General features: G+C 69.4%; 21 protein-coding genes. 8 read left to right on the top strand and 13 right to left on the bottom strand.

Features of this window, described 5'->3' with window-relative positions:
- Positions 1-12 precede the first annotated feature (12 nt).
- Complete coding sequence (locus HNR40_RS26755) at positions 13-1,860, bottom strand: hypothetical protein (RefSeq protein ID WP_184965936.1); 1,848 nt, start codon at positions 1,858-1,860, stop codon at positions 13-15.
- Positions 1,861-2,156: 296 nt separating this feature from the next.
- Here HNR40_RS26755 and HNR40_RS26750 point away from each other — a divergent pair, with 296 nt between their 5' ends.
- The 4 genes from HNR40_RS26750 (at position 2,157) to HNR40_RS26735 (ending at position 5,703) form a co-directional block, all read left to right on the top strand.
- Entirely contained in the window at positions 2,157-3,032 is an 876-nt protein-coding gene (locus tag HNR40_RS26750; RefSeq protein ID WP_184965934.1) for an ABC transporter ATP-binding protein, read from the top strand.
- A complete protein-coding gene (locus tag HNR40_RS26745) occupies positions 3,029-4,138 on the top strand; it encodes an ABC transporter permease (RefSeq protein ID WP_184965932.1) in 1,110 nt (369 codons plus the stop codon). Before HNR40_RS26750 ends, HNR40_RS26745 begins: the two co-directional genes overlap by 4 nt.
- The gene (locus HNR40_RS26740) at positions 4,139-5,296 is read left to right on the top strand and encodes a sensor histidine kinase (protein ID WP_184965930.1); all 1,158 of its coding nucleotides are present in this window, start codon (positions 4,139-4,141) and stop codon (positions 5,294-5,296) included.
- A gap of 89 nt (positions 5,297-5,385) precedes the next feature.
- Positions 5,386-5,703 (top strand): STAS domain-containing protein, encoded by a 318-nt coding sequence (locus HNR40_RS26735; protein WP_184965928.1) that lies wholly within the window; start codon positions 5,386-5,388, stop codon positions 5,701-5,703.
- A 6-nt stretch (positions 5,704-5,709) separates the two neighbouring features.
- On the opposite strand, the gene HNR40_RS26730 is transcribed toward HNR40_RS26735, so the two are convergent.
- From HNR40_RS26730 to nucS, 12 genes are all read right to left on the bottom strand, one after another.
- A complete protein-coding gene (locus HNR40_RS26730; RefSeq protein ID WP_184965926.1) occupies positions 5,710-6,633 on the bottom strand; it encodes a polysaccharide deacetylase family protein in 924 nt (307 codons plus the stop codon).
- 264 nt (positions 6,634-6,897) lie between these two features.
- On the bottom strand, positions 6,898-7,440 hold the full coding sequence (locus HNR40_RS26725) for a TetR/AcrR family transcriptional regulator (protein ID WP_246509492.1): 543 nt from the start codon (positions 7,438-7,440) through the stop codon (positions 6,898-6,900).
- Between the two features lie 144 nt (positions 7,441-7,584).
- Positions 7,585-9,057 (bottom strand): aldehyde dehydrogenase family protein, encoded by a 1,473-nt coding sequence (locus HNR40_RS26720; RefSeq protein ID WP_184965924.1) that lies wholly within the window; start codon positions 9,055-9,057, stop codon positions 7,585-7,587.
- 30 nt (positions 9,058-9,087) lie between these two features.
- Entirely contained in the window at positions 9,088-9,705 is a 618-nt protein-coding gene (locus HNR40_RS26715) for a response regulator (protein ID WP_184965922.1), read from the bottom strand.
- Positions 9,702-10,886 (bottom strand): sensor histidine kinase, encoded by a 1,185-nt coding sequence (locus tag HNR40_RS57375; protein ID WP_184965920.1) that lies wholly within the window; start codon positions 10,884-10,886, stop codon positions 9,702-9,704. Before HNR40_RS57375 ends, HNR40_RS26715 begins: the two co-directional genes overlap by 4 nt.
- Positions 10,844-11,626, bottom strand: coding sequence for an ABC transporter permease (locus HNR40_RS26705; RefSeq protein WP_184965918.1), 783 nt, complete (start codon positions 11,624-11,626; stop codon positions 10,844-10,846). Before HNR40_RS26705 ends, HNR40_RS57375 begins: the two co-directional genes overlap by 43 nt.
- On the bottom strand, positions 11,623-12,444 hold the full coding sequence (locus HNR40_RS26700; protein WP_184965916.1) for an ABC transporter ATP-binding protein: 822 nt from the start codon (positions 12,442-12,444) through the stop codon (positions 11,623-11,625). Before HNR40_RS26700 ends, HNR40_RS26705 begins: the two co-directional genes overlap by 4 nt.
- 66 nt (positions 12,445-12,510) lie before the next feature.
- Positions 12,511-13,077, bottom strand: a complete 567-nt coding sequence (locus HNR40_RS26695) for a GNAT family N-acetyltransferase (RefSeq protein WP_184965914.1) — start codon at positions 13,075-13,077, stop codon at positions 12,511-12,513.
- Between the two features lie 5 nt (positions 13,078-13,082).
- A complete protein-coding gene (locus HNR40_RS26690; RefSeq protein ID WP_184965912.1) occupies positions 13,083-14,381 on the bottom strand; it encodes a carotenoid oxygenase family protein in 1,299 nt (432 codons plus the stop codon).
- Positions 14,382-14,447: 66 nt separating this feature from the next.
- Positions 14,448-17,897, bottom strand: coding sequence for a hypothetical protein (locus tag HNR40_RS26685; protein WP_184965910.1), 3,450 nt, complete (start codon positions 17,895-17,897; stop codon positions 14,448-14,450).
- 16 nt (positions 17,898-17,913) lie between these two features.
- On the bottom strand, positions 17,914-19,569 hold the full coding sequence (locus HNR40_RS26680; RefSeq protein ID WP_221340838.1) for a hypothetical protein: 1,656 nt from the start codon (positions 19,567-19,569) through the stop codon (positions 17,914-17,916).
- 388 nt (positions 19,570-19,957) lie between these two features.
- Positions 19,958-20,620 carry an endonuclease NucS gene (gene nucS / locus HNR40_RS26675; protein ID WP_184965905.1) on the bottom strand — a complete coding sequence of 221 codons (663 nt, stop codon included), beginning with the start codon at positions 20,618-20,620 and terminating at the stop codon, positions 19,958-19,960.
- Positions 20,621-20,657: 37 nt separating this feature from the next.
- Here nucS and HNR40_RS26670 point away from each other — a divergent pair, with 37 nt between their 5' ends.
- Genes HNR40_RS26670 through HNR40_RS26655 form a run of 4 tightly spaced genes read left to right on the top strand, consistent with a single transcriptional unit; the run spans position 20,658 to position 23,935 of the window.
- Complete coding sequence (locus HNR40_RS26670; RefSeq protein ID WP_184965903.1) at positions 20,658-22,106, top strand: 3-hydroxyacyl-CoA dehydrogenase family protein; 1,449 nt, start codon at positions 20,658-20,660, stop codon at positions 22,104-22,106.
- The gene (locus HNR40_RS26665; RefSeq protein ID WP_184965901.1) at positions 22,103-22,393 is read left to right on the top strand and encodes an Rv1322 family protein; all 291 of its coding nucleotides are present in this window, start codon (positions 22,103-22,105) and stop codon (positions 22,391-22,393) included. The genes HNR40_RS26670 and HNR40_RS26665 overlap by 4 nt, the downstream gene beginning before the upstream one ends.
- A gap of 26 nt (positions 22,394-22,419) precedes the next feature.
- Positions 22,420-23,133 (top strand): alpha/beta hydrolase, encoded by a 714-nt coding sequence (locus tag HNR40_RS26660; RefSeq protein ID WP_184965899.1) that lies wholly within the window; start codon positions 22,420-22,422, stop codon positions 23,131-23,133.
- A 43-nt stretch (positions 23,134-23,176) separates the two neighbouring features.
- Complete coding sequence (locus HNR40_RS26655; RefSeq protein ID WP_184965897.1) at positions 23,177-23,935, top strand: SDR family NAD(P)-dependent oxidoreductase; 759 nt, start codon at positions 23,177-23,179, stop codon at positions 23,933-23,935.
- Positions 23,936-23,952: the final 17 nt, after the last annotated feature.

Raw genomic sequence — 23,952 nt, 5'->3', positions numbered from 1 at the left:
GGACCCAGGATCTCACTCTTCATGTGTACTGCGGAGCCACAGCGTGAGCGCCCAGTCCTGGTCGTTGGCGAGCGGGTCCGGCCGGTGCGCGGGCAGCCCCTCCACACAGCTCGGCATCACGAAGGCGCAGGTGGCCGACGCGTCGGCGGTGTAGTTGACCAGGTTGGCGCGGAAGATGGCCTGGGCGCTCTCCCTCTCGCCCACCTGGGACAGGGCGACCGCGGTCAGCACGCTCCAGTAGTGCGGGAAGACGTCGCCGTAGAGCCGGTCGCGGCCGAACCAGAAGCCGTCCCAGTGCCGGATGCCGATGTCGCGCAGCCGTACGTGGGGCTGGGGGCCGCCGAAGGCGCGCAGCCAGCGCAGCGCCCGCTCCAGCGCTTCGGGATGGCCGCCGTCGGCGGCCAGCAGGGACACCAGCGGCGCCACCATCGACTGCTCGTAGTTGACCTCGTGGCTGGGCAGGGCGTGGCCGAGCCGGGCGAAGTGGGCGGCGTGCTTGGTCAGTGAGTCGCGCAGTCCGGCGGCGCGGCCCGGCTGGTCGTTCTCGTCGAGCTGACCGGCCACCTGGAGGATCACCTCGGGGAAGCCGAGCAGCAGGTGGTCGATGGCGCCCAGGGTGTAGGCGCGTTCGATGACGCGGGCTGCCAGGTCGAGGTCGGCGGCCTCGCCGTACAGCTTGAACTGGTCGGCGAAGAAGTGGGCCAGCCAGGGGAAGTTGTACAGGCGCGGCTGACGCTCGGGGAAGTGGCTGCCGCGGCGGACGGTGCCGTCCTCCTCCACCAGCCATTTGCGGGCGAAGGCGGACCAGCCGTGCAGCGCCTCGTCGATCGCGCTCGCGTCGCCCCAGCCGCGCAGCCTGGCCTGCTGGAGCAGCGTGGGCATGGCCAGCCGCTCGGCGCCGTCGGTCCAGTCGCCCCAGCCGTTGGCGGGCTGGGTGAGGCCGGTGGCGTTGTCGTAGGGGACGAAGGCGTGGCGTTCCGGCACGTCGAGGTGCAGGGGCCGGTGGTCGGCCAGGACGCGGGCGACCCGCCGCTCGACCAGCTCGCGCCGCGGTGTGTGGAACAACACAGAGGTACGGCTGCCGCCCGGCAGTTCGACGTGCAGCTCCCCGTGCTCGTGCGAGGTGATCTCCCGATCGCCCACGCGCAACGTCTGCCCGGTCTCGGCGACCAGCCGGTCGATGGCCACCGGCGGCCGGGTCGCGGTCAGGAACGCCTCGACGCTGTCGTGGAAGCCCGTCTCCAGCCGCAGCACATAGGCCCGGCCGGGCTCCAGCACGATCTCCGGCTGCCCGCCGAACGCGGCCGGGTTCCTGGCGTGGTCGGTGACGTGGAGCAGGATGTGGCCGCGGACGTTCGAGCCGGAGCCGATGTTCCTGGACTCGACCGAGTAGGCCCACAGCGCGCCCTCGCGCACGATCGTGCCCAGGACCGGGCCCTCGCCGCTCATCGGCTGGGCGAGCAGCCAGGACCAGGCGCCGCCGGTCCAGACGTGGGCGTGGCAGGCGCGGGTGAGCGCGTCCTCGGCGTCGTCGTAGACGTCCCTGATCGGCAGGGAGACGGCCAGCGAGCCGAGGGTGAGCGCGGAGTCGCCGGTGTTGAGCCAGGTGTAGGTCTCGGTGAGGGCGTTCCCGCCGGTGGTTCTGGCGATCGTCAGCGTGAGGCCGGGGACGGGCTCGTGGGCGCCGGAGGCGGCGTTCCAGCGGCCCGAGCCCCGTGAGGTGATCGCGAAGCCGCTGCCCCAGCGGTGGGCGGGCGTGTGCCAGCGGTCGCTCTCCTCCTGAAGGAGGAACGGGTGGCCGGGCAGGTCGGGGTGGGTGAAACGGAGCGGGAAGCCGTCCGGGTGGAAACTGGCGGTCATGTGGCTGGCCTCGGCAGGGGTTGGTCGATGTCGTACAGGCGCGCCGGCGTGGTCGAGGGCGTACCGCGCCCCCGACCACCGCCTGGTCGCCAACAGCGGAGACTGCCACAGCCGGGAGCTCCAGACAAAGGGGGTCCAAATGGCGGCGCAGTGGTTCGAGCAGGACGCCGCCGGAGCGGGACCCGCCACACGCTCCGCGGGATGACAAATGTCATCTGATGCGCACTCACCCCGCATTTCCAGCCAGTGATTTCCACGACTACCTGGATGAACCGCGCAGGCAGCACCATGGACGCATGCTGGAGATAAGGGAGCTGCGCAAGCGGTACGCGGACAAGGTAGCCCTGGACGGGGTGGCCTTCGCCGTACGGCCCGGCGAGATGTTCGGGTTCGTCGGCGCCAACGGCGCCGGAAAGACCACCACCATGCGGATCGTCATGGGGGTGCTCAGGCCCGACGCCGGCGAGGTCGCCTGGCAGGGCCGCCCGCTCGGCGCCGCCGACCGGCGGCGCTTCGGGTACATGCCCGAGGAGCGCGGGCTCTACCAGAAGATGCGGGTCGGCGAGCAGGTCGAGTACTTCGGCCGTCTGCACGGGCTGAGCCAGCCCAAGGCCCGCCGGGCCACCGACGAGCTGCTGGAGCGGCTCTCGCTCACCGAGCGGCGCGCGGACGCGGTCGAGGCGCTCTCCCTGGGCAACCAGCAGCGCGTGCAGCTGGCCGTGGCCCTGGTGCACGACCCCGAGGTGCTCGTGCTCGACGAGCCGTTCTCCGGCCTCGACCCGATCGCGGTCGACGCGCTGGCCGGGGTGCTGCAGGAGCGGTGCAGGGGCGGCGTGCCGGTGATCTTCTCCAGCCACCAGCTCGAACTGGTCGAGCGGCTGTGCGACGCGGTCGGCATCGTCTCGGCCGGGCGCATGGTGGCCAGCGGCACCGTCGAGGAGCTGCGCGCGGCCGAGAGCAGCACGCTGCGCGTCGTCGTGCGCGACGCCCAGCCCGGCTGGGCCGACGGCCTGCCGGGGCGGCTCACCGTCAACGGTGACCGGCACGTGCTGCTCGTCGAGGCCGGCGAGGACCAGGAGATCCTCCACCGCGCCATCAAGGCGGGACACGTCGAGCACTTCGGGGTCGAGCACCCCACCCTCACCGAGATCTTCAAGGAGGCCGTGGCATGAACTCCCTGCTCCTGGTGGCGCGTCGGGAGATCTCGACACAGCTGCGCACCAAGGCCTTCGTCATCGGCCTCATCGTCACCGTGGTCATCATGGCCGGGCTCGCCTTCGCGCCCAAGCTCATGGGCGGCCCCGACTCCTACACGCTGGGCACGGTCAACTCCCAGCAGCTTCCGCTCAAGGCGGCGGCCCCCGACATCGAGTTCGAGTGGCGCTCCTTCCCCGACGCGGCGGCGGCCAAGAAGGCGCTGCTCGACGGCGACCTCGACGCGGTGCTCGTGGACGGCACCAAGGTGCAGACCGACGGTGAGATCGAGACCGAGCTCGGCGTCCTGCTGCAGAGCGTCAACCGCGAGGCGCGGCTCGGCGCGGCCGGGGTGAACATCCCGCCGCTGGCCATGGAGTCGGTGGGCGCCGACACCCGCTACCAGGAAGCCCGCGCGGGCATCGCGACCGTGCTGGTCATCCTGCTGTTCATGCTGGTCATCGGACAGGCCATGATGGTGGCCATGGGCGTGGTCGAGGAGAAGGGCAGCAGGATCGTGGAGATCCTGTTCGCCTCGCTGCGGCCCTGGCAGCTGCTCGGCGGCAAGATCGTCGGACTGGGCGTGATCGGCGTCATTAACCTGGTCGTGACACTGGCCGCGGGTCTCATCGCCGCGTTCGCCTCCGGTCTGGCCATGGACTTCCCGCCCGGGATGCCGATGATCGTGACGTGGGTGCTGGTGTGGTTCATCCTGGGGTACGCCTTCTACGCCACGCTGGCCGCCTCCCTGGCCTCCCTGGTCTCCCGGCAGGAGGAGGTCGGCAACACACTGACCCCGATGACCATGCTCATCATGGTCACCTACCTCGTCGGCTTCTTCGCGGCCAACCAGCCGACCGGCACGCTGGCGCAGATCATCTCGATCATCCCGCCCTTCTCCTCGATCGTCATGCCGGTGCGCCTGGCCGCCGCCGACGTGCCCCTGTGGGAGGTCTCCCTGGCGGCCGTGCTGATGGTCGCCGCGGTGCTCGGCATGCTCTCCGTCGGCGCCAAGGTCTACGAGCGGGCGGTGCTGCGTACCGGGGCGAAGGTCAAGCTCGGCGACGTGCTGCGCGCGAAGTAGATGGATGAGCTGACGCGGGCCCGCCGCATGACGCGCCTGGTGTTGAACTCGACACTGGGCGCCATGTGGCTGGTCATTCTGCTCAACTCCGCCGCCACGATGGGGACCGGCCGGACGGAGCCGTGGCAGATCGGGCCCGCGCTGCTCATGGCGGTCGCGTTCAGCTGGTTCTACCTGCGCATCAGCAAGGCCGTCTTCGAGCGCCGCTATCCGGTCAGGGACGTCGTGGTCTCCGGCGTCCTGGCCTTCGCCGCGTGCGCGCTCAGCGGCGCCGACGTGGTCGGCTGGGGTTTCGTCCCGATGGCGTGGTTGTCGGTGGCGGTGGTGGGGGTCCGGCGGCGGACCATGTTCCTGCAGATCTTCGGCAGCTGGGTGGTCGTCACCGCGCTGGCGGCCTTCTGGACGGTGGCCGGGCGGGCGGTCTTCGTCCCCGAGGACACGCCGGTGCTGGTGGGGATCACCGTGGCCGCCTTCACCTACCTGCTCATCTGCCTGCTGACCCCGCTGGCCAACCGGATGTGGGTGTGGATCTGGCTGCTGGCCGCCAAGGCGCACGAGGCCAAGGAGGCCCAGTCGCGGCTCGCGGTCGCGGAGGAGCGGCTGCGCTTCGCCCGCGACCTGCACGACCTCGTCGGGCATCAGCTCTCCGCGCTCGCGGTCAAGTCGGAGCTGGCCGTACGGCTGGCCGACGCCGACGTGGGCGCGGCCAAGGCGGAGATGGCCGAGGTCCGCGACCTGACCAGGAAGGCGCTGCGCGAGCTGCGTGAGGCGGTGCGCGGCTACCGGGAGCTGGATCTGCCCGCGGAACTGCTGAGCGTCAGGAGCGTGCTGGAGGCGGCCGGCGTGCGGTGCGAGCTGAACCTGCCCTACCGGGAGGTGCCCGCCGACGTGGCCCAGGTCTTCGCGTACGTGGTGCGTGAGGCGGTGACCAACGTGCTCAAGCACTCCACGGCCGCGTTCTGCGTCATCACCCTGCGTTTCACCGGCGACGACGCGTCGCTGGAGGTGCGCAACGACGGCGTGGCCCGCAGGCGCGCGGTCGACCTCGGCAGCGGGCTGAGCGGCCTGAACGAGCGGCTGGCCGCCGTGGGCGGGAAGCTGACGGCGTTGCCGAATGGTGATGGGGAATTCACGCTGAAAGCGGTAGTGCCTCGCTAAGCGGGTAGTTCCTTCTTACTAGTGCCCGTTTGTCGGGGTGTGGCGACGTTGCGTGACGATCATCGCGGAGCGTGAGTTGAGGAGGTGGCATGCGCGTCCAGGGGAAGCCTGGGGCTCAGGTGGTGCGGATCGGCTCCCGGCTGGACGCCGGGACCTCGGCGGGACTGCGCCAGCGGTTGCACGACGCGGTGGACTCGGGCACGGGCGATCTCATCCTGGATCTCTCCAAGCTGGAGATGATCGACGCCACCGGCCTCGGCGTGCTCGTGGGCACGCATCGGCGCGCGCTGGCCGCGGAACGCCGCCTGGTCCTGCGCCGGGTGCCGCCCCGGATCATGCGGGTGCTGGCGGTGACCCGGCTGAACCGGGTCCTGCGCGTGGAAGTGCCCGCCGCCGCCGTCGCCTGACGCTCTCTACACCTCGGCTCGGAGCCGGGCCAGCGTCGCGGGGGTCTGGGCGTCCAGCCAGTCGGCCAGTTGCTCGAAGGAGACGCACCTGACGGCGTTCCGTGTGCAGACCTCCTTCATGAGCGTGATCAGCGCCCGCATGTAGATGCCGCCGTTCCACGTCTCGAAGTGGTTGCCGATGAAGACCGGGGCGCGGTCGCCGCGCAGCGAACGCCGTACCGCGCCGGTGTAGGCCTCGGTGGTCTGGCGCTGCCAGCGCCGCCAGTTGTGGCGTTCGCCGGTCCTGGCGCCGCTGTGCACGGTGAAGAAGTTGTAGTCCATGCCGAGCACGCGCGTCCCGCTGCCGGGCAGCGGGATGCTGGGCAGCGGGAACTGCCACAGCCCCGAGCGCTTGCGCGGCCAGCGGACCTCGCCGGTGCCGGAGGCGTCGTAGCGCCAGCCGTACTTCTTGAAGGCGGTGAACATCGCGTCGCGATCGCCCTGCAGGCAGGGCGTACGGCCGCCGGAGACCGCCTCGCGGATGCGGAAGGGCAGGTCGGGCAGGTCGGTGCGGCCGGAGTTGCGCCGCCAGTGCTCGACGAAGCCGTAGAACTGCTCGATCTCGCTGCGCCAGTCGGCGGCCGACCACGACGAGACGCCGCTCGGCCCGCAGAAGTGGCCGTTGAAGTGGGTGCCGATCTCGTGGCCGGCGTTCCAGGCGGCGGTGAGCTCGGCCGCCTGGTCGGCGATCCTGGCGGGGCGCTGGAAGCCGATGTCGGAGCTGCCGCGCGGGCGGCCGGGCGGCCGGTACTGCTCGCGCCGGTCGGCGGGCAGCAGGTAGACGCCCGACAGGAAGAACGTCAGCCTGGCCTGAGTGCGCTCGGCGGTCCTGCGGAAGACCGGGAACCAGTCCTGGCCGTCCACCCCGGCCCCGTCGAAGGAGATCACCACGAACTGGGGCGGGCGTTCTCCTTCGCGCAGACGGCAGCTCTTCTCCGCGCACCAGGAACTCCGGTCGCCGGGGGAGGGCGACTTTCGTCTAGGTGTTTCGCCGGGCGGAGGGCTGACGGGTGCGGACAAACCAAGCCTCTCGGGCAATGGTTGTGCCGTGACGTTGCCGCACGCCGTCGTTCCCAAAGCTACCCAGATGCCGATTAGCGGCATGATTATCCCCCGGCGCACTCCGCCATAGAATCACGGTCTGTCATCAAATGCTCACGACGCACCGAGTGCCCGTCCACAGATGTGAACAGCGACCTGGATCAGCTCCTCGAGTTCCGTCGGCTCCTCGGCGAGGATCCATTCGATGAGAAGTTCTTGCAGCGCTCCAATCACGCCGAGCGCCAGCAGATGCCGATCGATCTTCGCCGCCTGCGGGAATTCGGCGGAGGCCTCCTCCACGAGCCTGGCGAAGGAGGACACGGCGCGCTGCCGGGACGCCGCCAGCACATCCCCCGACCTGCGCACCTCCAGGTGCATGATGCGGGCACGGCGCCAGTCGGCCGTGGCGAATTCCATATAGGCGCGCACTCCCGCGCCGATTCTCCCGTCGAGAGTCTGAGGCGCATCCTGCAACGCTTTGGCGACGACGGCGAGGCTTTCCTCGACACATCGTTCGTGCAGGGCCTGAAGGAGTTCCTCGCGCCCGCCGAAACATTCGTAGAACGCCCGGTTGGAGATCCGCGCCTCAGAACACAGCCTTTCGATCGTGGTAGCCGAGAAGCCCGGCTTAGCGTAGAGCGTGTACGCAGCTGTCATGAGCCGCTCGCGTCTGTCTGCCAGCCTTTGCTCAGCCGACATTCCCCGGTAAGACCGGTTCACATTCCACCCGTCCAACATGATCGTGGCCCCCAGAGCACATAATTATGGACGGATGATCTGTATTCGGAAAGAGCGCGCAGATCACCTCTTACGTCGTCCGTGCAAGAACGTGACAAGCCTGATCAGCCGCTCAAGCTCATCGGCGCCCCGGGAGAAGGACGTAAGGTTCATCCCGGGCATCGCAAAGCGTTGCCGGGAGATGGCCTTGGGCCTGGCGAACTCGCGCAGCCCGTCGGCGCCGTGGATACGGCCGAACCCCGAGTCACCGACCCCACCGAAGGGTAGCGCGGGAACGCCCGCGAAGGAGATGACTGAGTTGATCGCGGTCATTCCGCTGCGCATCAGCCTGGCCAGTTCCATGGCCCGGCGGGTGTTCCCGGAGAAGATCGTTCCCGCCAGCCCGTACGCCGAGGCGTTGGCCAGTTCCAGCGCCTCCCGCGCGTCACGGGTGCGCCGCACGGTGATGGTCGGCCCGAAGGTCTCCTCGCGCACGGCGGGGGAGTCCTCGGGCACGTCCTCGACGATGACCGGGTCCACGAACGGCGCGCGGACCGACTCCGGCCCACCAGTCACGACTTTTCCGGACTTGGTGGCTTCGTCGATGTGGCGGCGGATGATGTCCAGCTGCCCCGGCATCGTGATCGGGCCATAGTCCTGGCCCGCCTTGACCGTCTTCGCCCGCTCGGCCAGCTCCCGCATGAACGGCGCGTACACCGCGTCCACCACGTAGACCCGCTCCACGCCCACGCAGGTCTGGCCGGCGTTGGACAGCGCGCCCCACAGGCACGCGTCGGCCGCCGCCTTCAGGTCGGCGTCGGCGTCCACGATGAACGCGTCCTTGCCGCCGCACTCGGCCACCATCGGCGTGAGGTTCTGCGCGCAGGCCGCCATGACCCGCTTGGCGGTCGCGGTCGAGCCGGTGAACGCGATCTTCTTAACCCTCGGGTCGCCCGCCAGGGCCGCGCCGGTCTCGCCCAGGCCGGTCACCGTCTGGAGGACCGGATGCTCGGGCACCGACTCGGCGAAGAGCTCGGCCAGCCGTACCCCGACGCCGGGGGTGAGCTCGCTGGGCTTGAAGACGACCGCGTTGCCGGCCGCGAGCGCGTACGCGATCGAGCCCATCGGCGTGAAGACCGGGTAGTTCCAGGGGCCGATCACGCCGACGACGCCCAGCGGCAGGTACTCCAGCGTGGCGGCCAGGTTCAGGCCGACCATGCCGGGGGAGACCCGGCGGCGGCCGAGCACCTTGGCCGCGTTGCGCGCCGCCCAGTCGATGTGGGTGATCGCCAGCACGATCTCCAGCGTGGCGTCGCCCACCGGCTTGCCGGTCTCCTCGTGCACGAGCGTGGCAAGCTGCCTGAGGTTCTGCGTGATGACGGCCTTGTAGTCGAGCAGCCGGCGGCGCCGCTCGGCCGCGCCCAGGCCCGCCCACCAGGCGGCCGCCTCCTCCGCGCGGCCCACGGCGGCGTGCACCGCCTCCGGGCCCTGCTTGGGATGGCTGCCCACGACCGTGCCGGTCGCGGGGTTCAGGGAGTCGAACGTCAGCGTCGTCATGGCCGCCACGATAAGCCGGTAAATCAACGCTTACAACAGACCGCGCTCCATGGCCGTCGTGACCGCCGCGGTGCGGTCGGAGACGCCGAGCTTGCCGAAGATCCGCAGCAGGTGCGTCTTCACCGTGGTCTCGCTGATGAACAACCGGCGGCCCACCTCGGCGTTGGTCAGCCCGCGCGCCACCAGCGCCAGCACCTCCGCCTCACGCGGCGTCAGCGCCTGCGCCGCCGGGGCGCGCATCCGCGTCACCAGCTTGGTCGCCACCGACGGCGACAGCACCGTCTCGCCCCTTGCCGCCGCGTACACGGCCGCGAGCAGGTCCTCGGCGCTGGTGTCCTTCAGCAGGTAGCCCGCCGCGCCGGCCTCGACCGCGCGCACGATGTCCTGGTCACTCTCGTACGTCGTCAGCACGATCACCCGGATCCCCGGGCAGTCCGCCAGGATGCGGCCGGTCGCGCTCACGCCGTCGCCGCCGGGCATGCGCAGGTCCATGAGCACCACGTCAGGGGCCAGTTCGCGGGCCCGCACGACCGCTTCGTCGCCCGATGACGCCGCGCCGACCACGTCGAGGCCGGGGTCTCCGTCCAGCATGCCGCGCAGGCCCTCCCTGACCACCGGATGGTCGTCCACGATGAGCAGCTTGATCACGCCGGCACCTCCACGGTCAGCGTCGTCCCCGCGCCCGGCGTGCTGGTGAGCGTCAGCGTGCCGCCCGCCTGCTCGACCCTGCCGCGCATGGTGCGCAGGCCGAAGCCGCCGCTCTCCACCCCGAATCCCCTTCCGTCGTCGGCCACGCTCAGGCGCACCTGCCGCTCGCCGTACTCCAGACCCACGCGCACGGCCCGCGCGGCGGCGTGCTTGCGCACGTTGGCCAGCCCTTCCTGCAGCGCACGGATGAGCACCACGTCGGTGCGGGTGGCCAGCGGACGCGCCGCGCCGCACGCCTCGAAGCGCACGCCGACTCCGGTCTCGTCGCCCATCCGCTCGGTGATCCGCCGCAGCGCCTCGACGAGCGAGGCGTCGTCGAGCGGCGCGGGCGCGAGCACCGAGAGGAACGCGCGCGCCTCGGCCAGGTTCTCCTGCGCCGTCCGTACGGCCAGCGCCAGGTGCCGGGCCGGATCCGGCTGCCGCTGCGCCGCCCGCACGAGCATGATGATGCTGGTGAACCCCTGGGCCAGCGTGTCGTGGATCTCCCCGGCCAGGCGCTCGCGTTCGGCCTGCGCCCCGCGCTCGGCCGAGAGCCTGGCCACCTCGGCCCGGCTCGCCTCAAGTTCCTCGATCAGCGCCGCCCGCTCCTTGCTCTGCTTGGTGATCCGCTCGATCCACAGGCCCATGGTCCCGGAGAAGAACACCACCACCGTCATGACCACGATCAGGTTGAAGGCCGACCCCAGCGGATCTTCCCGGTCGGCCACCGTGATCGCCGGCCCCGTCCACAACACGATGCTGGCGATGGTCGCCTGCTTGGCGGGCAGCGCCAGGTAGCACATGGAGCAGAGCCCGAACAGCGAGAACGAGATCGCCGGGATCGTCAGCGCGGCCGGGGTGAACAGCACGACCAGCAGCACCACGTAGAGCAGGCTCCTGCGCCGGTCCTCCGCGATGATGCCCGGCCGGCCGACGAACACGTAGACCGGGATCGTGGCCAGCAGGCATCCGGCCACGATCGCCTTCTCCCTGGCCGTGAAGTCGCCCACCAGCGCGAACACCACCGGGATCAGCGTGGTGACGACGAGCAGCAACTCCCAGCCGCGCAGGCTCTCCCAGACGTTGGGGCCCGCGGAGCTCAGCCGTCGCGGCGGCTCTTCCACCGGAACGTCATCAGGCACAGCGCCAGGCCTCCGACCGTCCACGCGCCCAGCACCAGGGCGACCTTGCCCAATTCATACGACCTGGCCATCTCCAGCGCCACCCCGCCGTCGCCGATGAACACCGAACGGAACCCCTGGGCCACCCACCGCAGCGGGAAGACCGAGGCGACGTTGATGAGCCACGGCGGCAGCTCGGTGAAGGGGATGTAGATCCCGGAGATGAACTGCAGCACCACGAACGGCAGCGTGATCACCGCCGCCGCGGACTTGGCCGAGCTGGGCAGGCTGCTGGCCGCGATGCCCAGCAGGCTGCCGGACGCCAGTCCCAGGACCAGCACCCAGGAGAAGGTCAACCAGCCGGCCAGGTCGGCGGGCAGCTCCAGGTCGTACAGGAACACCGCCACGGCCAGCAGCAGCGCCACCTCGATGGCCGCGATCACCAGGACGCTCAGGACCTTGCCGGCGAAGTACGCGCTCTTGGGCATCGGCGTGCCCGCCAGCCGCTTGAGCCCGCCCTCCTCGCGCTCGACCGCGATGCTGATGGCGAGGTTCTGGAAGCTCACGCTGAGGATGCCCGCGCTGATCAGCGCCGCCGCGTAGAGCTGCGAGACCGTGACGGCCGTCCCCTCCAGGGTCCCGGCGAAGATCGCGCTGAACAGCACCAGCAACACGATCGGGAAGGAGAAGGTGAAGACGACCTGGTCGCGGGCACGGAAGAAGATCTTGAGCTCGAAGGCGGCCCTGGACAGCGTGATCATGACTCCTCCACCAGACGCAGGTAGACGTCCTCCAGCGTGGGCCGGGTGACGCGCAACTCGGGGATCTCGCCGTCGTAGCGGGTCATGAGCTCGGCGATCGTCTTGGTCGGCGTGTCCGTACGCTCCTGGCCGTCCGCCCACGTGACCGTGGCCTCGTCGCTCGCCCGCCCGCCGAGGGTACGCGGGGTGCCCTCGGCCACGATCCGCCCGCCCGCGATCACCGCCACCCGGTCGGCCAGTTCCTCGGCCTCGTCGAGGTAGTGCGTGGTGAGCAGGATCGTGGTGGCCTCCAGGCTCCTGATCAGCTCCCAGAAGCGGCGGCGGGCCTCCGGGTCGAAGCCGGTGGTCGGCTCGTCCAGGAAGAGCAGCTCGGGGTTGCCGATCAGGCCCAGTGCCACGTCCAGGCGGCGGCGCTGGCCGCCGGAGAGCTTGGCCACGCGGGCCTTCGCCTTCTCGGCCAGCCCCACCCGGTCGATGACCTCGTCGGGGTCGGCCGGGGCCGGGTAGAAGCGGGCGAAGTGGGTGACGATCTCGCGTACCGAGACCTCGGCCACGTCACCGGCCGTCTGGGGGACGATGCCCACGCGGGCCCGCCAGGCGCGGGTCGGCCGGTGCGGGTCGGCGCCCAGCACGCTGACCTCGCCGCCGTCGCGCTTCCTGAGCCCTTCGAGGATTTCTATGGTGGTCGACTTGCCCGCGCCGTTCGGGCCGAGAAGGGCGAAGGTCTCGCCCCGGTGGATGTCCAGATCGATGCCGCGGACCGCCTCTAACGCGCCGTAGCGCTTGGCGAGTCCGCGGACGTGCACTGCGGTGTCCATGCCTTCAGGGTCCGGATTTCGGCGGGCCTCCACCACCTCCGGCCGACCGACCCCGTTGTCCTCCGTTCAGAGGACGGCCGGGCGCAGCATTCCCCATACCGCCGGGCCGTCGGGCAGCTTGATCTCGCTGGTCACGGCGAAGCCGAACCGCTCGTAGATCGGGATGTTCGTCTCCTTGCTGCTCTCCAGGTAGACCGGCAGTCCCGCGCACCTGGCCAGCCCGGAGCGCAGCAGCGCCCCGCCCACGCCGGTGCCCTGGAGCGCCGGGTCGGTGCCGATCTGGGCGAGGTACCAGTGCGGCTCCTTCGGGCGGTGTTCGGCGAACACCTCCTCCAACCGCATGCCGTACGTGACCCGGTCGCCCATCACCTCCAGCAGCGCGGGCCCGCCGGTCTCCATGTCGGGTTCGAAGCCGGGCGGGTCCCAGAGCGCCGCCCCGGCCACCGCGCCGCTCCCGTCGCGGGCCACCTCCACCACGTCGTGCATGTAGCGGCCCAGCGCGGCGAACATCCTCGGCCGGCTCGCGACCACCGGCATCATCCACTCCATCACCGGGTCGTCGGCGAACGCCCGTCCGAGCACCTCGCCGATCTCCTCCAGGTCGTTCGCCTTGTCGGCGGTCACGATCTCCATGCGGTTCAGTCCTCCAGCCAGGATCCGTGGAAGCCGGCGGGGACCCGTCGCGGCAGCCGTACCGACGCTACCTCCGAAAGGTCGCGCGCGTCGGCCACGAGCAGGCGCGAGGCCTCGCCCGAGGTGACGATCGACAGCAGCCAGCCCTTGTCCTCGGCCCGCGCGCCCTCGGCCGGGACGAACACCGCCTCGCCGGTCGCGCCGCCGGTCGCGAGGGCGGAGGCGGCGCCGCTCTGGTGGTCGTACTTGACGATCTGGCGGTCGCCGACCGTGTAGAGGTAGCGGCTGCCGAGGCCGAGCCGCTGCTCGTTCAGCGTCGGGAACTCGACGTCGCGGTCGTCCAGCGGCTCCTCGGACACCTTGCCCGTGGCCGGGTCGAGCGTCCAGCTGTAGAGGGAGGCGCTGACCGTGCCCGCGGCGTGGCGGGCGGCGTCGGCCCGGCCGCTGATGTGCTCCCACAGGTCGGCGAAGACCTTGGGGGTGTAGCGGGCTGCGGTGAGCACCACGCGGCCCTCGGCGTCCTCCCAGGCGTTGCCGACGTGGAAGGCGTAGCACGGGTCCACGTCGAACCACCGGGTCACCCCGCCGGCCCGCGGCGTCAGCCCGATCCGCGCGCCGTATCCCTCGTCGAAGGCGTAGGGCATCCCCGCGCCGCGCTCCAGGTCGAAGGTGACCGGAAGGTCCAGCCAGACCAGGTAGTTCTCGGTGATCGCGAAGTCGTGCATCATCGTCGCGCCCGGAACCTCGATCTCCTTCGTCTCCACCAGCTCACCCCCCGCCGACAGCCGGTGGTAGGTCAGGAAGGGCGGGAAGAACCCGTAGCCGAAGAAGTGCAGCTCGCCGGTGATCGGGTCCTGCTTGGGGTGCGCGGTCATCGCCGTCGCCAGCTTCCCCTGGAAGTCGACCGGCCCGACCGTGTCGAGCTCAGGCGTCATCTCGTACGGCAGGCCGACCTCGATCAGCGCGAAGATGCGGCCGTCGTGCCTGATCACGCTGGTGTTGGCCTGGGTGGCGGCCAGATCGACGCCCTTCTCGCCGACCAGATCGGCCCCGTCGGTGAACGCCTTGGTCTTCACCCACCGGTTCCGGTACCACTCGGCCCGGCCGTCGCGCAGGCGGATGCCGTGGAGCATCCCGTGCCCGCCGAACCAGTGCCCGGGGTCCTCGCCCGGGCGGGGGTTGGGGCCGTTGCGGAAGTAGCGTCCGGTGAGCTCGGGAGGCAGCGCGCCCTCCACCGGAAGATCGTAGGCGTCGATCTCGTCGGGAACGGGAGCCAGATTGCCGGTCAGGTAGGCCTTTTCCATGCCGATACTCCTATCGTGATAGGTCGAACATAGAAGCTTCATGTATGACCTGTCAATGATGGAATATCAGGATTTGGCCGCCAGGGATCCGGCCGCGCAGGACATCGAGCCGTAGGCGAGGTTGAACAGGGTCGCGGCGGCGACCGCGGCGCCCCAGGTGACGGGTTCCTCGTCGTCCGCCAGCAACGGCGACAGGACGCCGCTGCCGTCGAAACAGGTCCCGGCCCAGCCGTTCAGAACGCCGATCGTGTTCTGGTTCTCCGCATCGACGCTCGCGCCGATGGTCGGCACCTCCCACATGATGTTCTCGGCGAAGTCCACCCAGGGAGACGCCGGGCTCCATACCTTGCTCGCGCCCGAGTCCTGCGCGGTCAGCCCGACGCCCAGATCCACGAGCGACTTCACGATCATGAGATCGGTGAGGGCCTGGTTGGTGATGGCCCACCACTTCTGGTCCTTCAGGTCCTGGATCTGGCCCATGACGTCGGGGGCCACGTAGACCCAGTACGACACGCACGCCAGGCTGTTGAGGACCGGGAAGGCCTGCGTGACCACCTTGAACTGCCGGGCCTTCGTGGCCAGCGGCTGGAGCACGCTCACCGCCACCGCTCCGGCCATGGCGCAGACGCCCCCGGTGAGCGCCAGGATGTCGCTGGTCGAGTCCTTCGCGGCTCCCCTGGCGGCGCGGACGTCCGCGGGGGTGCAGATCCGCTGGATGGTCGCGAAGTCCGGCGCGTCGATCAGCGCGGTCGTGGTGGCGTCGTCAGGGAACGGCGCCTCGTCGGCGATGAGCTTGTAGCCGATCGTGACCGGGATGGCGGCCACCAGGCAGGCCGCGTCCAGCAGGCTCAGGTCGTTGCCGGAGACCTCCTTGTAGAGCCACGACAGGACGGGGATCTCGATGGTCGCTTCGAGGATGTCCATGACGCCGTCGACGAGGTCGGCCAGCACGTCGACCGCCGCGAGCAGGACGTTCTCGACGCTCTCCAAGAACGCGTCGGTGATGATCGCGATCACTTCCGTGACGATCTGGGAGTACGAGATCTGGTCGATCTTGTCGATGATGTTGCTCTTGAAGCTGGCGAGTGCCTGCTGGAAGATCTCCTCCTCCCGGCTCAGGGCGTCCACCAGCGGCTGGAGCGTGGCCGGCACGTCACCCGTGACCCCCTGGTTGGGCTGGGCGGTCGTGGTGCCGTTGGACGCGTTGCTCTTCAGCTGGTGCAGCCCCCAGTTGCTCTGCGGGCTGTTCTGGCCGGGCACCGGCGGGCTGGACGCCACGACACTGCCGCGGGTGGTGCCGCTCAGGCTCGGTGGAACGTTGCCGGGCAGATCGGCCCACGCGTCGACGTACCTCTGCACATCGGTGAACGCGTGCTGCAACTGGGTTCTGGCGTCGCTGAGCCCGTCGATGCTCTTCGCAACGTACTGCGTGAAGATGTTCTTCAGCACGTTGTGCGTGCGGACGATGTCCGACCAGACGAACAGGAAGCCCAGCCACTTGATCAGGTCCTCGAAGAACACCTCGATCTTCTTGAGGACGAACTCCACGGCGTGCGCCACCGCGGCGACGCAGTCGAGCAACACGTCGTAGACCTCGCCGGCGATGGTCGCGAAGAGGTGGTAGATGCCCTCGGCCTCCTGCACGACGAAGCTCGTGACGTCGTCGAAGCAGTCCTCGAGCCAGGAGAAGAAGTCACCCATGGCCGCCGCGATGGCCCCGCCCACCCGGGCTTCGTATCCCTCGTGGTAGGTGAGGCCGCCGCCGGTGAACGACAAGCCCCACACCCTCGGCGCGGCGCCCTCGCGGGTGGCCGAGTCGTCGGGCTGTTGCCGGGAGCCGTCCTGCGGCAGCCCGGAGTTGATGGTCATGAACTGCGCGAGGGCCTTGGCGGCGCTGTCGCTGTCCGCCGTGGAGACGCCGGAGGGCACGAGCGGCGCCTGTGACCCGTCCGCGTTCGTGACCACGACGGCCCGCAGGTCGTCACCTGTCTGCACGCCGTTCAGCGTCGCGATGGCGTTGCTCATGGGGTTGACGTCGGCCACGACGGCCGGCGTGCCGGTCAGGACGACGCGGAAGCAGACGGCGGCCAGCGACTGGGTCTCCTGGACGACGGTCAGCACCCCGGTCGCGTCGGTGGCCGTGTTCACCGGCACCGTCGGTGAGAGCAGGTGGTAGACGTCGTCCAGGTAGACGCTCACCGGGCTGGTCGCGGTCACCGCCACATTGGTGTACGGCGCCGCGAGACCGTCGTCGTCGGTGACGGTGACGTGCGTGGTGAAGGTGTTGTACGTGATCACGTCGTCCGGATCGGTGGCGGGCAGCAGGATGGAGCGCTGGAGCCAGTCGGTGGTGACGGGATCCTGGGTGAGCTGGACGAGGTCCTGGCCGTCCAGGTCGGCGAACAGGACGTTGTTGCCGGCGCCGAGGTTCAGGAAGAACGCGAACCGCTCCGCCGAAGGCAGCAGCGGCACCGGCGCCGACCACGCGGCCGGGTCCGCCTCGCTGCCCGCGGCGCAGCGCACGTAGCACAGGGCGCCCTGCGGGCCGAGAGCCCAGACCGCTGTGCCTTCGGCGTCGGTCGCCGCGGCGAGGGTGTCGGCGCCGGCCAGGAGGCTCCCGGTCACGATCTGGACCGGTGTGGCCTTGTCGTGCTGGTTGTCCGGCGTGAACACGTACAGGCCGTCCGCGGCGGACACGAACAGGTTGGTCACGCCGGAGCCGTTGAGCGCCGCCGCGATCGTGCTGGTCCCCGCCGGTGGCGTCAGCCGGGCGGGGTCGGGCGCGTTCTCGGGGGCGAAGTAGTTGTACTGCGGTGTGAAGAGCAGTTGGGGCTCACTGCTGATCATGCCGAAGGTGTAGATGCCGGGAATCGGGTCGTTCTCCCGCTGCCCGAGGCAGTTCACGACGCTGTTCGCGGCGAAGTCGGCGGCGAGCTCGTGCGGGTTCCACTGGGGCGAGTCGCCGGGCGTGATGTAGTAGCGGTCGAGCAGCTCCAGTGAGTCGCCCGGCCGGCGCAGGACGTCGACGAAGATGTCCTCGACGGTGCCCGGACCCTCGGTCGCGGGGAGGTTCATGATGCTCACGTCGGCGATGGTGAGCGGGTCGGGCGCGGTTCCCGCGTCGAACGGGACGGCCGTCCAGGTGACACCGTCCGCCCAGGCCGCGTCCGTGTTCGCGTTGCCGAGCGAGAGATACAGGACGTCCGCGCCGCTGACGGTCACCGCGAGCGCGAGGTCGATGGCGAGCGTCTGGGCGTTCTGGGTGACGGCGAACGCCTTGGCCGTCACCGGCGCGCCGCCGTTCCGCGCCGACAGGCCGCTGCTGAGGTCGATCCTGTTCCAGCCGGTCGGGGTCTCGGTCACCTCGCGGGTGAGGTAGCAGACGTCGTCGGTTCCGATCGAGAAGAAGAGCGCGTCGCCGTCCTGCGACTGGAGCACCTCGAAGGCCTGGTCGGGGGCCATGACCACGGCGGCCTTGTGGTTCTCCATCAGCTCGGAGTCGAAAGAGATCTTCATGGTGTTTCCGGTGCTTTCACTGCGACGGGTCGGCGTAGGTGATGTGCGAGACGAGGTCCTGGTTGTCGGAGAACGCGGCGTCGCTGAATGAGAACGTTGATCCGCCGGGAAAGACGAAGTTCTCCACGAATGACGCCGGAATATCCGTCATGGCGGTCGCGTAGCAACCCTGCGTGTATTGCTTCGTGTAATCGAGCAGCTGGTTGACTCCCGTGAACCAGTTCAGGAAGCCGTTCTGCCCTGGCGTCTGCGAGTTGTCGACCACGTTCGAATCCGGCGGAGAGACCACGATGCTGCCGGTGTCGTCCACGCCCATCGAATAGACGTCCGTGATGGCTTTGTCGACGATATTGCCGCCGGCGCCGCTCCCCGCGTGTCTTATGTAGGTGTAGATGACGAGGTGCTGGCTGATGATCATCAAGTTTTCCTGGACGCTCACCGAGAAGTCGTAGGTGCTGTTGAGTTCCATCTTCCCGCCGAGCACCGGACCTCCGCACTCGTCGGAAGCGGTGCTGCCGAATGCGACGGAGATGATGGTCGACCCGGACGCCGGAAAAGTTATCGTCGGATTGCTGTAGAAGAGATTGAAATTGTAGGTGACGTTGGGAGAATCGCAGACGAGGGTCACGTCCCCGGTCAAGCAGTTGCATGAGATGTATTCGGACAGCGTTTGATTACCGTTGTAGAAGTTGATGAGATAGTTGGCGAACGTGTTCCTGTTCAGGGCCGCCACGCCGTCGTACTGGGACACCTCGCCGGGCTCGATCCAGTTCCAGCCGAACCCGGCGTGCGTGGTGTCCGGCAGCTGGTCGTAGTTGGTGGCGCACAGGTAGTTCAGCGTGAGCGGCGCGTTCTCCGTGCCGACGGCGTCCGGGGTGAAGAAGTTCACGTCCGTCACCGCGATCGAGGACGGCGAGGTGTCCGTCACCTGCTTCGCGGTGTAGCCGAGCACCTCGCCGCCACCGAGCGCCTTCCAGTAGGTGTCGATGAAGTCGCTCGTCATGAACGCGTTGAGCACGCTGTTCGACGGCTGGTTGTCGAACTGGAAGCCCTGCTCCAGGTCGGAGCTGTTCAGGTCGTAGTAGAGCTGCTGAACGCCGAACATGTCGGGGTCGCCGATGCCCTTGAGCCGGCTCTGCGCGTCCGGGGGCAGGCTCGTGAAGGAGGTGTCCCGGAAGTCCAGGTCGACGGCGCCGGAGAAGGTCCAGCTCGTGCCGGACGGCTGCGCCTGGTTGAACCAGGTCATCGAATCGTGCGGGCCGTAGAGAAGCTCGGTCGCGACGAACTCCGCGAACATCAGCGTGTACGTCACGTTCGACTGCCCCGGCTTCAGCACGACGATCGGCGGCAGCGACGAAGGATCGATGCCGGGCGGAAGGCCGAGCTTCGCCTTTACGGCGAACGCGAAATTGGCGTTGTCGAGATTCTGCACTCTCGCGTCGGACGACGGCGTGCCGTCGGGCACGGTGAAAGGATCCGTGTTTTCCGCCCCGGCCACGAAGGTGGCGAAGTCGATCGGCACCGGCTGGTCGCCCTGATATACGTAACACAGGATGGCCTCCGGCAGTCCGGCGTAGAGGTATTCGGCCAGGGTGCTGTTGATGCTGTCCTGTGTCACCGCGACGACATAGTCGAATCCGGTCGACGAGAGATTGGAATCCTGAGCGCTCATGAAACATTTCCTTGCATCTGAAAAGAGATGCCGCCGCAAATTCTTTCGTGCGCGGGGGGCGTAGTCGCCCTTGATCTGCACGCGCTGATTTCTGTTGGCATCCGGTTGCGCGAACTCCGCGTAGTAGGTCGGATACCCTCTGCTCAGATCAGTACACGTGCGGTGCGGCTTCGTCTCTTGGAAAGTTTCGCGGCCATATATCCTGGCCCGCGCTCAGCCAAACGGCGACACGCCGTTTCTCGGTCGCCGGGGAGCTGGCAAAAGAAATGATCCTGGTTGATGGCGTTCGCATTGACCGGATCGGGTATTTCGTCGCGCCCGGCAACACTCGGGCCGGATCCTGGCGCTCCAACCAGGGGACCCGAGTGCGCCGACGCCGCTTACGGGGCTAGAAGAGGGTGGGGTTCTCGGGTTCGATGCCGCGCAGGGCGTCGTAGTCCAGGGTGACGCAGTTGATGCCGCGGTCCGTCGCCAGCACCCGGGCCTGGGGCTTGATCTCCTGGGCGGCGAACACGCCGCGCACCGGCGACAGCAGCGGGTCGCGGTTCAGGAGTTCGAGGTAGCGGGTCAGCTGCTCCACCCCGTCGATCTCGCCGCGCCGCTTGATCTCCACGGCGACCGTCGCGCCGGAGGAGTCACGGCACAGGATGTCCACCGGCCCGATCGCCGTCATGTACTCCCGGCGGATCAGCGAATACCCGTCGCCCAGCGTCGTGATGTGCTCGGCCAGGAGCTCCTGCAGGTGCGCCTCCACCCCGTCCTTGATCAGGCCGGGGTCCACGCCCAGTTCGTGGGAGAAGTCGTGGAGGATCTCCTCCATCGTCAGGACCAGCTTCTCGCCCGTCTTGCCGTGGGTGACGGTCCAGGTGTCGCCGTCCTCTTTGAGCTTGCAGGGCGGATTCATCCAGTTGAGCGGCTTGAAGGCGCGGTCGTCGGCGTGGATGCTCACGCTGTTGTCCGCCTTGATCATGATCAGCCTCGGCGCCATCGGCAGGTGAGCCGTGAGCCGTCCTATGTAATCCACGCTGCATCGCGCGATGACCAGCCGCATGACGGCCCACCCTACCGGCTCTGGAAAACTGGGGGGCATGGCGTTTGAAAAGGTGGGAGTGGTCGGTCTCGGCACGATGGGTGCGGGGATCGCCGAGGTGTTCGCGCGTGCGGGGATACGGGTGATCGGCGTCGAGGCCGATCCCGAGGCGCTCGCGCGCGGGCGTGGGCACCTGGAGAGGTCCACCGGCCGTGCCCTGGACAAGGGGCGGCTGAGCGCCGAGGAGCGGGCGGCGATCCTCGGACGGATCACGCTCACCACCGCGCGCGAGGATCTCGCCGACGCCGACCTGGTGGTGGAGGCGATCCCCGAGATCCTCGAGTACAAGATCGCGTTGTTCGCCGACCTCGACCGGATCTGCAAGCCGGACACGGTGCTGGCCACCAACACCTCGTCGCTGTCGGTGACCGCCGTCGCCGCCGCCACCGGGCGGCCGGGCCGGGTGATCGGCATGCACTTCTTCAACCCGGCGCCGGTCATGAAGCTGGTCGAAGTCGTCGGCACGGTCATGACGGACGAAGGGCTGCCGGAGCGGATCGCGGAGCTGTCCCGGGCTCTCGGCAAGACGCCGGTGGTGGTCGGCGACCGGGCCGGGTTCGTGGTCAACAGGCTGCTCCTGCCGTACCTCAACCAGGCCGCGATGCTGCTGGAGCGCGGCGTCGCGGCGCGCGACGACGTCGACACGGCGATGCGGAAGGGCGTCGGGCTGCCGATGGGCCCGTTCGCGCTGCTCGACCTCATCGGGCTCGACACCTCCTACGAGGTCATGGGGGTGCTCTTCGACGAGACGCGCTCCCCGCGCCACGCGCCCGCGCCCGTCCTGCGCGAACTGGTCACCGCCGGGCTCCTCGGCCGCAAAAGCGGTCGCGGCTTCCACGGCGAGGAGCCGGCTCCCGACGAGCCGGACAAGGCATCCGCGACCAAGGTCCTGGTCCGCGGCGAGGGCGCGGAAGAGCTCGCCGCGCGGCTGGCCGCCGCGGGCTTCGGCGAGTCCGACACGCCCGACGTCGTGCTGCGGCTCGGTGAGCGTCCCGTGATCGAGCACGCCGTACGGCATGCCGACCCCTCCCGCGTGGTGGGCGTCCACCTCGTGGGCCAGAGCGTCGCGGAAGTCGTCTCCACCGTGCTCACCTCCCCGGCGGCGGCCACCGCGGCCTGCGGCCTGATGACCGTGCTCGGCCTGGCCCCGGTGCCCTGCAAGGACCGGGCGGGGTTCGTGGTCGAGGCGCTGCTCTTCCCCTACCTCAACGACGCGGTCAGGATGCACGAGTCCGGCTACGCCTCGATCGGCGACATCGACGACGCCATGCGGCTGGGCTGCGGTTATCCGGCCGGGCCGTTCGAGATGATCGAGAGCATCGGACCGCGGCAGGTGCGCGACGGACTGCGCGCCCTCTACGCCGAGTACCGCGAGCCGTCCTACGCGCCCGCGCCCCTGCTCGACCAGCTCGTCACCGCGGGCCTGCAGACGTTCCCGCGCCCATGAGCCCCCGCCGCGCCCGCCGCAAGGAGTCGACACGCCCCAACGCCTTCCCCTCGACCACCGACCGGGTGGAGGAGTGGCCGGACGGGGAGTGGAAGGTACGCATGCTCAGCGGCGCCGGAGCCGCCAAGGACTACCGCTGTCCGGGCTGCGACCAGGAGATCAAGGCGGGCCAGCCGCACCTGGTGAGCTGGCCCAACTGGACCGGCGGCGACGAGGAGCGGCGGCACTGGCACACGGCCTGCTGGCGCAAGAGACTGGACCGCGGTCCCGGCCGTAGCCGTTACTGAAAGGGACGATTAGTGAAAGGAACGATGTGGAGATCCGCGCGGCGAGCGTGCTGCCCGCCCGGCGTGAGCCGATCGAGTTGCACACCGGTGACGGACTGACCCTGGTCGGCGAGCTGGCCCAGCCCGAGGGCCGCGACCCGGTCGCGACGCTCGTCACCCTGCACCCGCTGCCCACCCACGGCGGCTTCATGGACAGCCACGTCTACAAGAAGGCGGCCAACCGCCTGCCCGCGCTGGCCGACCTGGCGGTGCTGCGCTTCAACACCCGCGGCACCTCCTCCGAGCGCGGCACCTCCGAGGGCGCCTTCGACGGCGGCGAGGGCGAGCGCTACGACGTTGCGGCGGCGCTGGAGTACGCCGAGTACCACGACCTGCCGCGTGTGTGGGTGGTCGGCTGGTCCTTCGGCACCGAGCTGGCGCTGAAGTGGGCGCGCGACCCGCTGGTGGAGGGCGCGATCCTCATGTCGCCGCCGCTGCACAGGGCCGTGGACGCCGACCTCGACGCGTGGGCGGAGTTCGGCCGGCCGATGACGGTGCTGGTGCCGGAGTTCGACGACTACCTGCGGCCGGAGGAGGCGCGCAGGCGCTTCGCCCGCGTGCCCCAGGCCGATGTGGTGGCGGTCGAGGGGGCCAAGCATCTGTGGGTGGGCGAGCCGTACGTGCGCATCGCCCTGAACGAGATCGTCAAGCGGGTGAATCCGGAACGCCACCCGCTGCCCACCGAGGTGCCGGAAGGCTAAGCTCGCCCTGTAGAACGATGTTCTGTGGAGCGAGGAGGCGGGCGTGGACGCGTTCGATCTGACCGGCAAGAAGGCACTGGTCACCGGAGCATCCCGGGGCATCGGCAGGGCCATCGCGCTCGCCTACGCGCGGGCGGGCGCGGACGTGGCCCTGGTCTCCCGCTCGGCCGAATCGCTGGGCGAGGTGGCCAAGGAGATCTCCGAGCTCGGCAGGAGCGCGTTCGTCGTCCCCGCGGACCTGACCGCCAGGGAGGCCGCCGCCGCTGCCGTGCACGCCTCGATCGAGGCACTCGGGCACGTCGACATCGTGGTCAACAACGCCGGAGGCTCCAACTTCCTGGTGGAGTTCAAGGACCTGCGTCTGTCCGGCTGGGACAAGCTCATGCGGCTCAACCTCGACTCGGCCGTGGCCGTCTGCCACACGATCGCGCCGCACCTGCTGGAGCGCGGCTCCGGCTCGGTCGTCAACGTCGGCTCCGCGGCCGCCAGGGGCGCGCCCTTCCTCGCGCCCTACGCCGCCGCCAAGGCCGGGCTGATCGCCCTCACCAAGTCCCTGGCCATCGAATGGGCCCGCGCGGGCGTCCGGGTCAACGCGCTGTGCCCCGGCTGGACGGCCACCGACCTCAACCGCAACCTCTGGCAGGACGAGGCGGCCAGTCGTTCGACCATCGCGTCGGTGCCGATGGGCCGCTGGGGCACCGCCGAGGAGATGGCACACCCCGCCGTATTTCTGGCCAGTCCGGCTTCTGCCTATATGACAGGCCAAGTCCTGTCCATCGACGGCGGTCTGACGACAACCTGAACGAAGCGGACTACCGT

The sequence above is a fragment of the Nonomuraea endophytica genome, from assembly GCF_014203235.1.
GTDB lineage: Bacteria > Actinomycetota > Actinomycetes > Streptosporangiales > Streptosporangiaceae > Nonomuraea > Nonomuraea endophytica.
The sequence above is the reverse complement of the archived record's forward strand: the minus strand, read 5'-3'. Positions and strand labels throughout refer to the sequence as shown.